This window comes from Nitrosospira sp. Nsp18, from assembly GCF_900103145.1.
Classification (GTDB): Bacteria; Pseudomonadota; Gammaproteobacteria; order Burkholderiales; family Nitrosomonadaceae; genus Nitrosospira.
Genome location: NZ_FMWY01000006.1, coordinates 1 through 14,479, shown reverse-complemented (window position 1 = coordinate 14,479; position 14,479 = coordinate 1). Strand labels below are relative to the sequence as shown.

The window sequence follows — 14,479 nt, the reverse complement described above, 5'->3', positions numbered from 1 at the left end:
GCAACTGTCGCATTTTTTGCCATGGCTATATTTTCAGCGGACGTAAAGGCGGAAGCTCCCGTTGGCGCCGTTGCGCCAGAGAGTTCCTCGACTACTTTTGGACCAGCCATGGAAGCCTCTGCAACAAATGAGGCTGCTGCGTTGGCTGCGCTGATCACGGAAGCTATGGAAAGCAATCCGGAAATCCAGTCCGCTTTGCGGGAGCGCGAGGCCGCCAGCCAGAGAATAGCTCCGGCCGAAGCGCTGGATGACCCCATTCTCGAAGCAGGGGTGATCAATGCCCCGCTGGCATCATCAACTTTCAATCGTGAAGACATGACCATGAAAATGATCGGTCTGTCCCAGCGCCTGCCATTCCCCGGTAAGCGCGGTTTGCGCAAGGACGTCGCAATGCAGGACGCGCAGAGTGTCAGCCACGGTTATCAGGAAACCTTGAACCGGGTAGCACGCGATATCAAGGCAGCTTATTTCGATCTGGGACTCATCCTTGAAAAGACTCGGCTGGTCGAGAAAAATAAACTGATCCTGGAAGATATGCGCCACATTGCCGAACAACATTACGGGGTAGGCTTGGGAAGCCAGGCCGATGCACTGAAGGCACAGACGCAGGTATCCAGAATGCTGGACGAACTGCTCAAGCTCGCGCGTGAACGGCCGACAGCTGAAGCCGAACTCATTCGTGCGCTGGGACGCAACGCAATCGTTACCCCGCCTGTGCCGGGGCCGCCGCAATTACTCGAAAAAACCTTGAACCTGGAATCGTTGCGCGAAATTGCTCTTTCGCAGCGGCCGCAATTGCTGGCGCTGCAAAGCATGGTGGCACGGAACGAAAAAGCGCTGGATCTCGCACGCAAAAACTACTACCCCGACTTCGATGTACGTCTGGCGTACGGCCAGCGCGACAACATGCTGGACGGCAGCAGGCGCCCCGACATGGTGTCCTTGACTGTAGCGGTCAACCTGCCGGTGTGGCGCGAAAACAAGCTTACCCCGCGTGTTGCGGAAGCACTGGCGAAGCGTGATCAGGCCCAGAGCATGTACGAAGCGCAACGCAATGAAGTGGCCGCCAGCCTGCGCCAGCAGACGGCGATGGCCGAGCAAAACTTGCAATCGGCACGGCTCTACCAGACCGCCATTTTGCCGCAGGCCAAGCTTACTGTTGAATCGTCAATATCCGCATACCAGGTCAACCGTGTCGACTTTCTCACGCTGCTTGATAGCCAGATGACGGTATTTAACTATGAGATCAGCCTGGCAACAGCAATGGCGGGCTATAACAAGGCGCTGGCGGAAATTGATTTTCTCATCGGCAAACTGCCGTCGGCGGTCCACCTGCCCATCCCGACGGAGCCTCTGTGAAAACCATCACCAGATTGATAGTGGTTATCGCCTTGATCGCGGCGGCCCTGGCCGGGGGATATTGGTGGGGCAGCGGTAAGTCCGCAACCTCTACGGTCGAGCCGCAAAAGTCCGAGGCGTCGACACATAAGCCGAAGATTCTCTATTACCGCAATCCGATGGGACACCCTGACACATCGCCGGTGCCGAAGAAAGACTCCATGGGTATGGACTATCTCCCGGTTTATGAGGGCGAAGAATCCCCATCTGGTAATTCCGCGGTGAAGATCAGTACCGAAAAAATACAAAAGCTGGGCGTGAGAACCGAGATTGTCGCGCTGCGCGAACTCACTCGTACCGTAAGGGCGGTGGCAACGGTACAGGCAGACGAGCGGCGGCTATATACCGTGGCGCCCAAGTTCGAGGGCTGGATCCAGCGACTCTACGTGAACACCACCGGCCAGGCGGTAAAAAAAGGCGAGGCGTTGATGGATGTTTACAGTCCTGAACTGATCACAGCGCAACACGAATATCTTATTGCCAGGAAAGGGATGCAGTCGGTCGAAGGGAGCGGTCCCGAGGTTCGGGCAGGCATGCGGCGGCTGTCAGAGAATGCCTTGCAGAGACTCCGCAACTGGGACATATCGGACTCTGACCTGCAAACGCTGCAGGAAGAAGGCCGTATCAAACGGTTTATCACCTTGCGCTCCCCCGCCAGCGGAACGGTTATCGAAAAATCCGCAATTCAGGGAAACCGCTTCACGCCCGGAGAAGTACTGTACCAGATCACCGATCTCTCGAAGGTATGGATGCTGGCAGATGTGTTTGAGCAGGATCTTGGCTTAGTGCAGCGGGGCCAGGGCGTCACCATCACGTTGGATGCGTATCCGGACAAAGTATTCAACGGCAAGGTCACGTTCATCTATCCGACGGTGACGCCCGAAACCCGTACCGCAAAAATACGCATCGAACTTCCCAACGCTCAGGGATTGCTCAAGCCTGCCATGTACGGCAGGGTGGAGTTCGCCTCATCCCGCAGTAAAAACAAGGTGCTTGCCGTGCCTGATTCGGCTGTGCTTGACAGCGGCATACGGCGGCTGGTGCTGGTTGATTTGGGCGAAGGCCGGTTCGAGCCACGCGCCCTAAAACTGGGCATACGCGCCGATGGCTATGCTGAAGTGCTGGGGGGGTTGAAAGCCGGAGAAACGGTTGTGGTCAGCGCGAACTTTCTGATCGATGCAGAGAGTAACCTCAAGGCGGCGCTAGGCGGCTTCGGCCACCATCCAGGTTCTACATCTGGCGAGAACGGACAGACCACGCCCCGCGCACCCATGACGACACGGGGGGCCGCACCAGGGCCAGCAAGTCATCATGGCGTAGGCAATATTACAGAAATGGATTGGACCCATGCGACGGTAACGATTGCACATGATGCAATTGCGAGCCTCAACTGGCCGGCGATGACCATGGATTTCCGTGTCAGGGACCCGTCACTGCTGCGGCCACTGAAGCCCGGCCAGAAAGTGAATTTCGAGATAGCCGAGGAGTCGGCTGGCGAATATGTCATCGTTCGCATCCAGCCGCCGAATGCGAGCCCAACTGCCAGCGATCAGCGGGGGCACTGACATGCTGGGCCGAATTATCGAATGGTCCGCGCGTAACGTGTTCCTGGTGTTGCTGGGAACCGCGTTCGTGATCGGCCTGGGCATCTATGCCGTTATCCGCATGCCCCTGGACGCGATTCCGGATCTCTCGGACGTTCAGGTCATCATCTATACGGAATACCCGGGGCAGGCACCGCAGGTGGTTGAAGACCAGATTACCTATCCCTTGAGCACGGCGATGCTGGCGGTGCCCAAATCCAAAGTGGTGCGGGGCCTGTCGGTGTTCGGCGCATCCTTTATCTATGTCATTTTCGAGGATCACACGGACATCTACTGGGCGCGCACACGAGTACTCGAATACCTTAATTTCGCGTCGGGACGCATGCCGCGCGGTATCACCCCGACCTTGGGGCCGGACGCCACAGGCGTAGGCTGGGTATACCAATATGTTGTGGTTGCTGCCCAGCATACGCTTGCGGAATTGCGCACCATACAGGATTGGTTCGTGCGTTATCAACTCACCAAAGCCCAGGGCGTGGCCGAGGTGGCGAGTGTGGGCGGGTTCGTCAAAACCTATCAGGTGACCGTGGAGCCGCGCAAGCTGCAGGCCTATGGGATTCCTCTCAACCAGATCGCAGCAGTGATACGCGCCAGCAACCGTGACGTGGGGGGGCGGGTGATCGAGATGGCTGAGGCCGAATATGTGGTGCGAGGTCGAGGGTACCTGCGCGGTATTTCCGACATCGAAAATCTCGTGGTCAAGGCTACGGAAGGCACACCGGTGCTAATCCGCGACGTGGCACGAGTCGAGTTGGCACCGGACGAACGGCGCGGAATCGCGGAGCTGAACGGTGAAGGTGAAGTAGTCGCGGGCATTGTCGTGGCGCGTTACGGCCAAAATGCGCTTGACGTCATTGACAACCTTAAAACGAAGATTAAGGAAATCTCCAGTGGTTTGCCGGAAGGTGTGTCACTACACGCTGTTTATGACCGTTCAGACCTGATCCACCGCGCCATCGACAATCTGAAACGGGTCCTCGTCGAGGAAAGCATCATCGTGGGGGTGGTCTGCATTGTATTTCTCATGCATGCAAGAAGCGCGCTCGTGGCCGTCATCATGCTGCCCATCGGTGTGCTCATCGCACTCACCGCCATGCACATGCTGGGGCTCAATTCCAACATCATGAGCCTGGGCGGAATCGCCATTGCCATCGGCGCCATGGTGGATGCGGCAATCGTCATGATCGAGAATGCCCACAAGCATCTCGAGCGTGCGCCGCCTGGTGCGCCACGCCTTCAGATAGTGATTGATGCCTGCCGGGAAGTTGGGCCCGCTTTGTTCTTCAGCCTGCTCATTATCACCGTTTCCTTCCTGCCGGTATTCACGCTGGAAGCGCAGGAAGGTCGGATGTTCGCGCCGCTCGCCTATACCAAGACTTTTGCGATGGCGGGCGCCGCGCTATTGTCCATCACGCTGGTGCCGGTGCTGATGTTTCTGTTCATTCGCGGCAAGATCATGCCTGAGCAGAAAAACCCTCTTAACCGCTTTCTGATATGGATTTACCGCCCTGTCATCGCCTGGGTCATGCACTGGAAGAAACTCACCATAGTCATGGCCGTTATTACGCTTGCGCTTTCGGTATTTCCGGCGATGAAGCTGGGCAGTGAATTCATGCCCACGCTGAACGAGGGAAGCTTGTTGTTTATGCCCATCACCTTGCCGGCATTGTCGGTCACCAAATCCGCCGAGCTGTTGCAGACCCAGGACAAGATCATCAAGACCTTTCCCGAGGTCGAGTCGGTGTTCGGCAAGGCGGGGCGCGCCAATACGGCAACCGACCCGGCCCCGCTGGAGATGGCGGAGACGGTCATCAACCTCAAACCGGAAAGTGAATGGCGTGCCGGCGTGACCATAGATAGCCTGATAGCAGAACTGGATCAGGCATTGCAAATACCGGGGGTCAGCAATGCCTGGACCATGCCGATCAAGAACAGGATCGACATGCTCGCCACCGGCATCCGCACGCCAATAGGCATCAAGGTATTCGGCAAGGATCTGGGTGAAATGGAAGAACTCGCCAAGCAGATCGAGACCGTTATCAAAAAGGTGCCCGGAACGACCAGCGCTTACGCGGAACGTACGACCGGCGGGTACTACCTCGATATCGAACCCGACCGTATCGAACTCGCCCGATACGGGTTATCGGTCGGCGACCTGCTGGAAGTGATTTCGGTGGCGCTCGGCGGCGAGATGCTGACGACCACGGTCGAGGGCCGCGAGCGTTTCGGTGTTGCCGTACGCTATCCGCGCGAATTGCGGCAAGATCCCTTGGCCATCGCCACTCAGATCCTGGTGCCCCTCCCGAACGGTGGCATGATCCCGTTGGGGCAGGTGGCAAGCGTCAAGACAATCAAGGGGCCACCCAGCATTCGTACCGAAAACGCGCTGCTGTCGGCGTACATCTTTGTCGATATTCGCAACCGCGATATCGGCAGTTACGTCGCCGAGGCACAAAAGGCGGTGCGTGAACAGGTGAAATTCCCGCCCGGCTACTACGCAACCTGGAGCGGACAGTTCGAATACATGGAACGCGCCAAGCAGAAGCTGAAAGTGGTCGTGCCGCTTACTCTGGCGATTATTTTTCTGCTTCTCTACCTTAATTTCCGGCGGTTCACCGAAACGCTCATCGTCATGCTGTCGGTTCCCTTTTCATTGGTGGGCGGTATCTGGTTGATATGGCTGCTTGGCTACAATCTCAGCGTTGCGGTAGCAGTGGGTTTCATTGCGCTCGCCGGCGTTGCCGCAGAGACGGGGGTCGTGATGCTGATCTATCTCGACCATGCCTGGGATGCAACAAAGGCGAAACGCGCATCCACGGGCGACAAGCCAACGGTCACCGATCTCTATGCAGCAGTAATGGAAGGTGCGGTGGAGCGGGTGCGGCCAAAGATCATGACTGTGGTGGCGATCATGGCAGGCCTGTTGCCGATCATGTGGGGCACCGGTACCGGTTCAGAAGTGATGCGGCGCATTGCCGCGCCTATGATCGGTGGCATGGTTTCGTCTACGCTGCTTACCTTGATCGTAATTCCCGCCATTTATGCAATTGTCAAGGAATGGGGCTTGCGCAAATAAATGAATATGACATTAACTGACGCTGCTTTCACAAAGGATAATTGACCTACTTTACCGGGCGTTTCACGTGCAGAATGATTTTTAACTATAATATGTAACCAAATGAAAATAATGATATATAAACATATACACAGTAAATAGTGTGGATGAAGAGAAGCGTAATCCATCAAAAAAATAGCTCAGTAGGCAAGCACTACAAGGGTCTCGCAGAACGGAACGACGGTATGAAACTGAGGGATAATCCGGCGGCAATCAATCCCACTGGACATGAGGTAACAGGAACGAGCATAGGCGAAGATCAACAATGAATTTCCCGCCGGTTATGACATTTTACCCACGCTGCCTAGCGCAACAGATCCTTGCAAAAGGTGGTCAATCCATGAGCGTAGCTATGATAGCGTAACGCCATGAGTTCATGCAGGGCAACGGGCAAGCGTCGCCAGCGGGGCTGGGGCAGCGCTGCGCTGGCTCGCAAAAAAGCCAGTTTTTCATCAAGGCGGTGAATCGTCTGCTTGCTAACGCGAAAACGCTCTTCGAACTCCTCAAGACGCTTGCGAATAGCCTCATAGAGCAAAACACGCGGCCCATAGATTGCGGCACAGCTTTTGCCGCGGTTTCGCCCGGCGCGTGGAATGCCCACTTGATTATCGCCATGCTGGCGATAGGCAATCAACTGCGCCGGTAGCGCTTCCAGGCGCGATGAGGCGCCAATCAGCAACGCGATCCATGCATCATGCCAGGTCTGCGGTATGGGCAGCACGAGATCACGATAGCTGGAGCGAAAGGCCATGGTGGCGCCCGTCACCACGGGCTGCTTGAGCAGCACTCCGAGCGCATCATTGGCCACAAAACACGCCTGTTTTTCGGGACCGAATTTATAGATTTGCCATAGCCGTCGCCCGAGGGGATGCAAATTCTCGTCGACAACATCGGCGTCGGTGAATACAGCGCCTACGTCCGGGTTATTTATGAAACGCTCTTCGACGAGGCTGATTTTATTTGGATACCAGACATCATCCTGGTCACATAGAAAGATAATGTCGCCCTTACACGCTCTGATGGCGATCTCGAAATTACGGGTGGAACCCGCGCGCGCGCTATTTTGAAGAATTCTTACGGGAAATGGTGCTCGCCGGGCGAAATCCAGCGCGATTCCTGTTGTTGCGTCGCGGGAGGCATCATCCGAGATAATCAACTCATCGGGTAGCCGGGTTTGGTGCGCGATGCTGTCGAGTTGCTCCCCAATATAGCGCTCGCCGTTATAGCTTGCCAGCGCAACAGATAATGAAAGTTGTGTCTTCACGTTGCTGCCATCGAAGGTGCGACATGACGGATGTGTCATTTTGAAGGCAATTATCCCAGAAAACCCTGCCGCTCGCTTACCGATGTTCTTTGGCTTGAGTAAAGCGGCTTTGTACGCCCGCTGTGTGCCCCTTATGCCAACAGATACCTATCGCGGTAATGATGAGAAGCAGGTAAAAGGTTTGCCTAAAGAAAACGAGGTTGTCTGTCAGGCCCGATAAAAAGACAAAAAACACCAGGGCGGTACCCAGGATCCTCAACTGATGTGCCTTAAATGTTTGAAACCAACTCCACAGGAAATACGCATAAGCCATTAGACCTAATGCACCGATCTGCATGCCGATCTCAATCCAGTCATTATGATAATGATAGGTGGTTGGAATGAATTTTGGCAATTCCTTGTAGAGGCCGCCCTTATATGTCCCGATAGTTTGGTCGAAATAGCTCGCAGCCATCCCCGTGCCATGGCCGAAAAAAGGTCTTTCGGCGATACCGTGCAGGCCAACATCCCACATTGCCATGCGATATCCCAGGCTGGTGTCATATCGTCCCTGCGTGGATAATTCGATGTCATGCCGGGCTTGAACCAGCCTTTCCTGAAAGCTGGTACTGCTGGATGCAAAAACACCAAGGATAATCGTTAACGAAGCCATCAGTGCGAAAAGCCTCCGGATTTCTTTTTTATGAAGCAGCAGAAGCAAAAATGCGGATGAGATGAGCGTGGCTGCAAGAATTCCCCGCGCGTTCTGATTGAACTGAAGAAAGAGTAAAAAAACTGTAAAACACCACAAGATTGTCTTTGCTTTTTTGTTTTTGTTTATATCGGCATAGTAGAGCGTCAGTATGGCCCCTATCCCCAACATCGAAGAAAAATGCAAGTAAGGCATGCCAAGAGGCGGAATGCCTTGAACTCCCAGAACCGCCCATTGGTAAACCCCAATGGCCAGCGCCACCAGGTAACCGATGAGCAAGCCGCTGATCGCCCACCGTAACCGCGCCTTATTCAGAAGGCCCAAATAAGGAATAAAAACGAGGAAAGCGAAGTACCGTCGCCAGACTTTGAAACCAAGTCCGGGAAAATCGCTCCAAAGAATGCCAAGAGCGAGGACAAGACACAAAACAAGCAGGGCGCCGATCAACGGTTCGTAAACTATCTCTTTAAAACGGCGCAGGCCTCCATCCAGTACCCAAGCAACGGGCAAGAGATAGTAGGCATAAAAACTCAGCCCCTTGTACCACAGGGCGACACCGAAAAAGAGGAGGGCGAACTTCGCCAGCATATCGCGCGAGGTGAGGGCGCTTTGCATGAGGCGGGGCGGACTGGTAGATGTCGGCACGCGTTGGAATATGTCCGTTATAGACCGGCTATTTTAACCGTATGAGCTGATGGATAGCCTTAACCATTAAGTCTTTTGTCATGCGTGGGAAAGTGTCGCGCCTCCCACCATGCCTATTTGGATGTCTCGGGGAGCCGTTCGTCCTTGTTCCTCCCGGTATTTATCTTTCCACTTTTGCTCACGTCGATGACGTAAACTTTCCCCGCACCATGCTGATGCGTATTTGCTGTCAGCATCAGGGTATCAAAGATAATTTCCACCAGTTCATCAGGCGCAAATACTTCAATGCGCTTTTTCGGTATGTACGGTGTGAAATCTCCATCTATGACTGTGTCTCCATCGAACCCCTCGCAATCGGATACGCTCATACCCGGGAACCCCGGTATTTCAAGCAGCGCCTGGGTGACCTTGGATAACATGAATGGCTGAATGTAAGCGCGAATTTCTTTCATGAAATCACCTTGGGTTCACGCCATTCTTCAAAGCTGCGATAGAGCGCGGGAAGCATGGTCAATGTGAGTAGCGTTGCCGTGATCAAGCCGCCAATGATAACCACGGCAAAAGGTTTGACAGTTTCCGAGCCCACGCTCGTGGAGAGCGCAGCCGGCATCAATCCCAGCATGGCCATCAGTGCAGTCATCACCACTGGACGCAATCGACTGACGGAACCTTGCAAGATAGCATCATGAATTGGCACCCCTTCGCGCCTGAGCAGATTGATTTGCGATAACAGGATTACGCCATTCTGCACGGCGATGCCGAACAGCGCAATGAACCCAACCGCTGCCGATACACTCAGGTGGATACCGGTCAGCATCAATGCCACCAGTCCGCCGATCAGCGAGAACGGCACGTTCATTACAATCAGGGAAGCATTCTTTACCGAGCGGAAAGCCCAGAATAACAGTACGAAGATCAGAATGAAACTGACAGGCACAATATAAGAAAGCCGCTTCATTGCGCGCTGCTGATTCTCGAACTGGCCGCTCCAAACCATACGGTATCCCGGCTCCAGGTGTACCTGTCGAGCGATCTTCCGCTGTGCTTCAGCAACGAAGCTCCCCATATCGCGCCCGATCAAGTTGCATTTGATTGCAATACGGCGCATGTGGTCCTCGCGGCTGATACGAGATGCGCCTTGGCTGACCTTGATCTCAGCCAACTCAGCCAATGGAATACGGCTGCCGCTGGGTGTCAGCACGACTATATCTTCTATTGCACCCACCGAGTCGCGTGCGAAACTGGCCAGCCGTACTGTCACATCAAATCGCCGCTCACCCTCCAGCATCTGCGTAGCAGGTTTCCCTCCAACCGCCATTGCGATCACGTCTTCAACATCGGCGACATTGATGCCGTAGCGCGCAATTTTTTCCCGGTCAACCGAAATGACCAATTGGGCCAACCCGGATTGCTGCTCGGCAGCGACGTCGGTAGCGCCTTCTATAGAGCGCAGAATGCCGGTAATCTGATTGGCTTTATTCTGAAGAGCGTTCAGATCCTCACCAAAAATCTTGATGGCGATTTCGCCCTTGACTCCGGAAATCGCTTCTTCCACATTGTCCTGGATTACCTGAGAGAAATTGAACTGCAGGCCCGGGAATACCGCCAGGCGCTTCTGCATGGCCTCGACCAATTCGTCCTTGCCGTCATAACGCCATGTCTCCTTTGGCTTGAGGTCGATAAGAACTTCAAGATTGTTGAAACCTTTTGGATCTGTGCCGTCTTCGGGACGGCCGAGCTGCGTAAGTATCGATTTCGCTTCGCTGAATTCGAGCAGACGTGTACGCACATCCGTTTCCAGTTCTTTGGCCTTATTCAGTGAGACTGGCGTTGGGAGCGTAACTGTCAACCAGATATTACCTTCATCCAGTTTGGGCATGAACTCGGTCCCGATCAGCGGCGACGAAACCAGGGATAAGGCAAGCATCAAGCCTGCACCGGCGAATAGCTTGCGAGGATGGCGCAGCACGGCCTCCAGCAGTTTCAAATAGCCTTGCTCCATCCTGTGGACGAGCGGATTGTGGGGCTCGGTGAGCCGCGGTCCAAGCAAATAACTTAACAGAACCGGCACCAGCGTTAAACTGATGATCAGTGAACCCAGCAACGCAAAAGTGAGCGTGAATGCCATCGGAGAAAAAATCTTTTCCTCGACGCGCTGGAAAGTGAATATGGGTATGAAGGCGATAATGAGGATAGCTTTCGAAAACAGGATGGGCCGCGCCATCTCCGTTGCTGTTATGAGCATGGACTGACGCATGTGCGCAGCACTGGCCTGCTGGCGCATATCCAAGGTCACCTTGACCATGATGGCCTCGACCAGGACCACGGCACTGTCCACGATAATGCCGAAATCGATAGCCCCGAGAGAAATAAGGTTGGCGGAAATATGCAGCGTATCTATCAGGATAAAGGCAAACAACAACGACAGCGGGATAACGACGATAACGACTGCTGAAGCCCATATTCGACGAAGAAAAATGATCAGGATTACCAGAATCAGTACCGCACCTTCAAGCATGTTTCGCTCAACCGTGCGCACAGTGTGCTGTATCAGTTCGGTACGGTCGTAAATGGGGATGATCTGAACGCCGCGAGGCAAACCAAAATTGTTGAGATACTCAATTTTTTCCTTCACGCCGTTCAATACTTCAATGGCATTCATCCCCTTGATAAGCAGAACGATACCCTCGACTACATCGTCTTCGTTGTTATAGGCCGCGATTCCGTTGCGCGGTTGTGGCCCCACGACGACATCGGCAATGTTTTTGACAAAAATGGGAACGCCATCGCGATCGGCAACGACGATGTTCCCGATTTCGCCGCCCGACTTCAATAAACCTGTGCCACGTACTACCAATGCCTCATGGCCGTGATCAATATAACCTCCGCCGGTGTTAGCATTGTTGGCGGCGATAGCCTGATGGATCTCTGGCAGCGCCAGGTGGTAATTCCTCAGTTTGTTGGGGTCGACCTCGACCTGATATTGTTTGATACCCCCTCCGAAGCTCACCACGTCGGCTACGCCCTGAACAGAGCGAAGAGTGCGCTCGATCAGCCAATCCTGCAACGCGCGCTGTTCCACCAGGGGAACGAGGGGTGCCTCTATCCGGTAGCGGAAAATTTCACCTATGCCGGTCGTCAATGGACCTAGTTTCGGCTTCACTTCCGCTGGCAAGTTGGCGGTTTTTAACCGCTCCAGCACCTGTTGCCGTGAAAAATAATCCTCTGCATTATCGTCAAACGTCATCGTCACGACGGACAACCCGAAAATGGCTACCGAGCGCATGTTGATCATATGCGGCAAGCCGCTCATTTCCTTTTCGATCGGCAGACTGATCAGTTTTTCCACTTCTTCGGGGGCTTGGCCAGGGTACTGAGTCACGACCTGTACGAAGACGTTCTGTACATCCGGGAACGCCTGTACAGGCAAATGTTCAAACGACAGCACGCCAATGACGACCAGTAACACTGACGTGCTAATGATCAGCAAGCGCTGCTGCAAGCAAAATGCAATGATTTTATGAATCATCGCGTGCCTTCCCCGGTTTGCTGCTCCGTATCCTGTTCGGTGCGCAACAGCAGTGCTCCCTGTACAACGATGCGCTCGCCGGGCTTCAAACCGGAAAGAATCACTGCCCGGTCTTTAAGACGCAGTCCCACTGTAACGGGGCGCCTCTGATAATGATAATCGCCTATGTTCACATATACCCAATCGGATTCATCCTGGGCAAATATTGCGTTCAACGGAACAACAACCGAGAGATCGTCGGGATCGCTTTGCACTGCAATACTGGCGAACATGGCGGGAAAGAGCCGTTTGTCCAAATTGGGCAAAATGCATCGCACTTTTACCGTACGCGTGGCCTCATCCACTACCTGGCCTATATAACTGACCGTTGCTGTAAAGTCCTCGCCTGGATAAGCCGGCACTTGCAGCAGCACCGTGGCGCCGATATGAATCAGTCCGATATCTTTCTCGAAAATATCCATCTGTACCCATAATTCATTCAGATCGGAAACGACGAACAAGGGTGCCGCCAGGTCGGGCCTGACTTCCATGCCGGGATTGATATTACGCTCGGTAATCGTTCCGGAAACGGGTGAATGCAAAATGAAGCGGTTGTCTGGACGCCTGTTGCGCACACCCAGGTTAATTAGCTTGAGGCGTGCCCGCTCTGCCTCGCTATGCGCACGGATCAGATTATCTTCCGACTGTTCCTGTTCCTTCCGGGGAGCAATGCCGTTATCATACAACTCCTTGATGCGCTCGAAGCTCCGGTTTGCCAGGTTCAAATCGGACATTGCATCAGCGTATGCCGATTGCGCCTGGCCCAGTTCGGGACTATCGATTTCCACCAGCGCATCACCTGCGCGAATGCGTGCGCCTAATGCAGCAATGGCGCCGATCACTCGCCCGGCAATCGGAGATGAAACACGAGCAGTACGGGCTTCGTTGTAAGCAATCTTGCCCGTGACGGGGTCCATCAGCGGCCGCTGAACTAATTCAATGATTTCGTCTTTAATATACTCGCGCTTGGGCGATTTGGGGCTGAGTACGACTTCATCCTTGGGGTGGGCGATAACGGATGGCGGCTGTTCATGATTTCGCGACTGACAGCCCGACAAAAACGAACCCAACAATACGACGGCTAGCTGAGTCGTATAAAAAGATCTGGCACTCATGGACTTACCCGATCTCCGCCTATCCGTTTATTCAACCTGTAAACGCGCCGCGAAACTACCATCATCGAATCAGCCATCTCTATCCACCGAATGACGTGACGAATTTCTAATTTCTCCGCCATACGCCATTAACAGATCTGCCCAGGCTTTGCTGCGATTTGCCAGGGCGATGTAATAATCCAGCATGATTGCTTTATAGCTCCGCTCTGCATCGATCAGATCCAGAACACCCACTGCGCCTTTCTGGTAAGCGATTTCCTGTGCTTTACGCAACGTTTCGATCCGATCGACCACCGACGTCTCGAAGCGGCGGGCTATCGCGTCAGCGCTTTGCCAGGAGGCTGTGGCTTTCATGACCTCTGCCCGAATTTCCTGTTCAGCCCGCCTTAACGCCAGTTCGGCAGATGTTAGACCGGTACGAGCTTGAGAAATCTCACCTTTTTGCTGGTAAAACACGGGTATCGGCACACTGATGCCGACGCCGCCGCTGTGTGCGAAGTAGTTACCCGCATCATGATCGTAAAAAGCACTTATTGTCACATCCGGAATGATTTTCCGTCGTGCCAGTGTAAGTGTCTTGGCCGCTTGCGCAATGCGAGTTCTTGCAGCTTGCATATCCGGCCGCCGCTCCAGCGCGCGCCCGATCAACTGGTCCTGTCTTGCCAGCGCAATCTCGGGCGCTGCTTCGGGCCAGCTTTCGACCGCACTGATCTCCAGGCTGTTTTCGGGCCAGCCCAGCAGCAGCAGCAACTCGGCTCGCGCCTGATCCAGTGCAGTCCGTGCCTGATCCTGATCACCCTGAGCCTTCAGGCTTTCAACCTCGATGCGGATAAAATCGACCGCAGCCACATCTCCCACTTTAAGCCTGATTTCATTAACGCGCAGGATCTCACGATAGTGTTCGAGATTGTCGCTCGCAACCTTGATTGTTTTTTGCGCCAGTATGAGGTTGTAAAAACTGCGCCGCACCGCATTGGTAAGCACCGAATTGCGCCGAATTAAATGTAACCGAAAGGTATTCTGAGAAATAACGTTGCGCCATATTGAAGGTTACCGAAAAGGAGACCTTGATATGGTAA

At 54.2% G+C, this 14,479-nt stretch carries 9 protein-coding genes; 3 read left to right on the top strand and 6 right to left on the bottom strand.

Annotated elements, in window-relative coordinates:
• Positions 1 to 21 precede the first annotated feature (21 nt).
• From BLS94_RS04005 to BLS94_RS03995, 3 genes are read left to right on the top strand one after another with little or no spacing between them, the layout of a single operon-like run.
• Positions 22 to 1,359, top strand: a complete 1,338-nt coding sequence (locus BLS94_RS04005) for a TolC family protein (RefSeq protein WP_090958000.1) — start codon at positions 22 to 24, stop codon at positions 1,357 to 1,359.
• Positions 1,356 to 2,963 carry an efflux RND transporter periplasmic adaptor subunit gene (locus tag BLS94_RS04000; RefSeq protein ID WP_090957873.1) on the top strand — a complete coding sequence of 536 codons (1,608 nt, stop codon included), beginning with the start codon at positions 1,356 to 1,358 and terminating at the stop codon, positions 2,961 to 2,963. The genes BLS94_RS04005 and BLS94_RS04000 overlap by 4 nt, the downstream gene beginning before the upstream one ends.
• Before the next feature lies 1 nt (position 2,964).
• Positions 2,965 to 6,078, top strand: a complete 3,114-nt coding sequence (locus BLS94_RS03995) for an efflux RND transporter permease subunit (protein ID WP_090957872.1) — start codon at positions 2,965 to 2,967, stop codon at positions 6,076 to 6,078.
• Positions 6,079 to 6,421: 343 nt separating this feature from the next.
• On the opposite strand, the gene BLS94_RS03990 is transcribed toward BLS94_RS03995, so the two are convergent.
• From BLS94_RS03990 to BLS94_RS03965, 6 genes are all read right to left on the bottom strand, one after another.
• The gene (locus BLS94_RS03990; protein ID WP_256325279.1) at positions 6,422 to 7,381 is read right to left on the bottom strand and encodes a glycosyltransferase family 2 protein; all 960 of its coding nucleotides are present in this window, start codon (positions 7,379 to 7,381) and stop codon (positions 6,422 to 6,424) included.
• Between the two features lie 76 nt (positions 7,382 to 7,457).
• The gene (locus BLS94_RS03985; protein ID WP_256325278.1) at positions 7,458 to 8,717 is read right to left on the bottom strand and encodes an O-antigen ligase family protein; all 1,260 of its coding nucleotides are present in this window, start codon (positions 8,715 to 8,717) and stop codon (positions 7,458 to 7,460) included.
• A 113-nt stretch (positions 8,718 to 8,830) separates the two neighbouring features.
• Positions 8,831 to 9,169, bottom strand: a complete 339-nt coding sequence (locus BLS94_RS03980; protein WP_090957869.1) for a P-II family nitrogen regulator — start codon at positions 9,167 to 9,169, stop codon at positions 8,831 to 8,833.
• Positions 9,166 to 12,246 (bottom strand): efflux RND transporter permease subunit, encoded by a 3,081-nt coding sequence (locus tag BLS94_RS03975; protein ID WP_090957868.1) that lies wholly within the window; start codon positions 12,244 to 12,246, stop codon positions 9,166 to 9,168. The genes BLS94_RS03980 and BLS94_RS03975 overlap by 4 nt, the downstream gene beginning before the upstream one ends.
• The gene (locus BLS94_RS03970) at positions 12,243 to 13,400 is read right to left on the bottom strand and encodes an efflux RND transporter periplasmic adaptor subunit (protein WP_090957867.1); all 1,158 of its coding nucleotides are present in this window, start codon (positions 13,398 to 13,400) and stop codon (positions 12,243 to 12,245) included. Before BLS94_RS03970 ends, BLS94_RS03975 begins: the two co-directional genes overlap by 4 nt.
• Positions 13,401 to 13,469: 69 nt before the next feature.
• On the bottom strand, positions 13,470 to 14,384 hold the full coding sequence (locus BLS94_RS03965; RefSeq protein ID WP_256325277.1) for a TolC family protein: 915 nt from the start codon (positions 14,382 to 14,384) through the stop codon (positions 13,470 to 13,472).
• Positions 14,385 to 14,479: the final 95 nt, after the last annotated feature.

Bases quoted from the DNA above. Each gene is read 5' to 3' on its own strand.
- BLS94_RS04005 (WP_090958000.1), top strand. From the start codon at position 22: ATGGCTATATTTTCAGCGGACGTAAAGGCGGAAGCTCCCGTTGGCGCC.
- BLS94_RS03995 (WP_090957872.1), top strand. From the start codon at position 2,965: ATGCTGGGCCGAATTATCGAATGGTCCGCGCGTAACGTGTTCCTGGTG.
- BLS94_RS03980 (WP_090957869.1), bottom strand. From the start codon at position 9,169: ATGAAAGAAATTCGCGCTTACATTCAGCCATTCATGTTATCCAAGGTC.
- BLS94_RS03975 (WP_090957868.1), bottom strand. From the start codon at position 12,246: ATGATTCATAAAATCATTGCATTTTGCTTGCAGCAGCGCTTGCTGATC.
- BLS94_RS03970 (WP_090957867.1), bottom strand. From the start codon at position 13,400: ATGAGTGCCAGATCTTTTTATACGACTCAGCTAGCCGTCGTATTGTTG.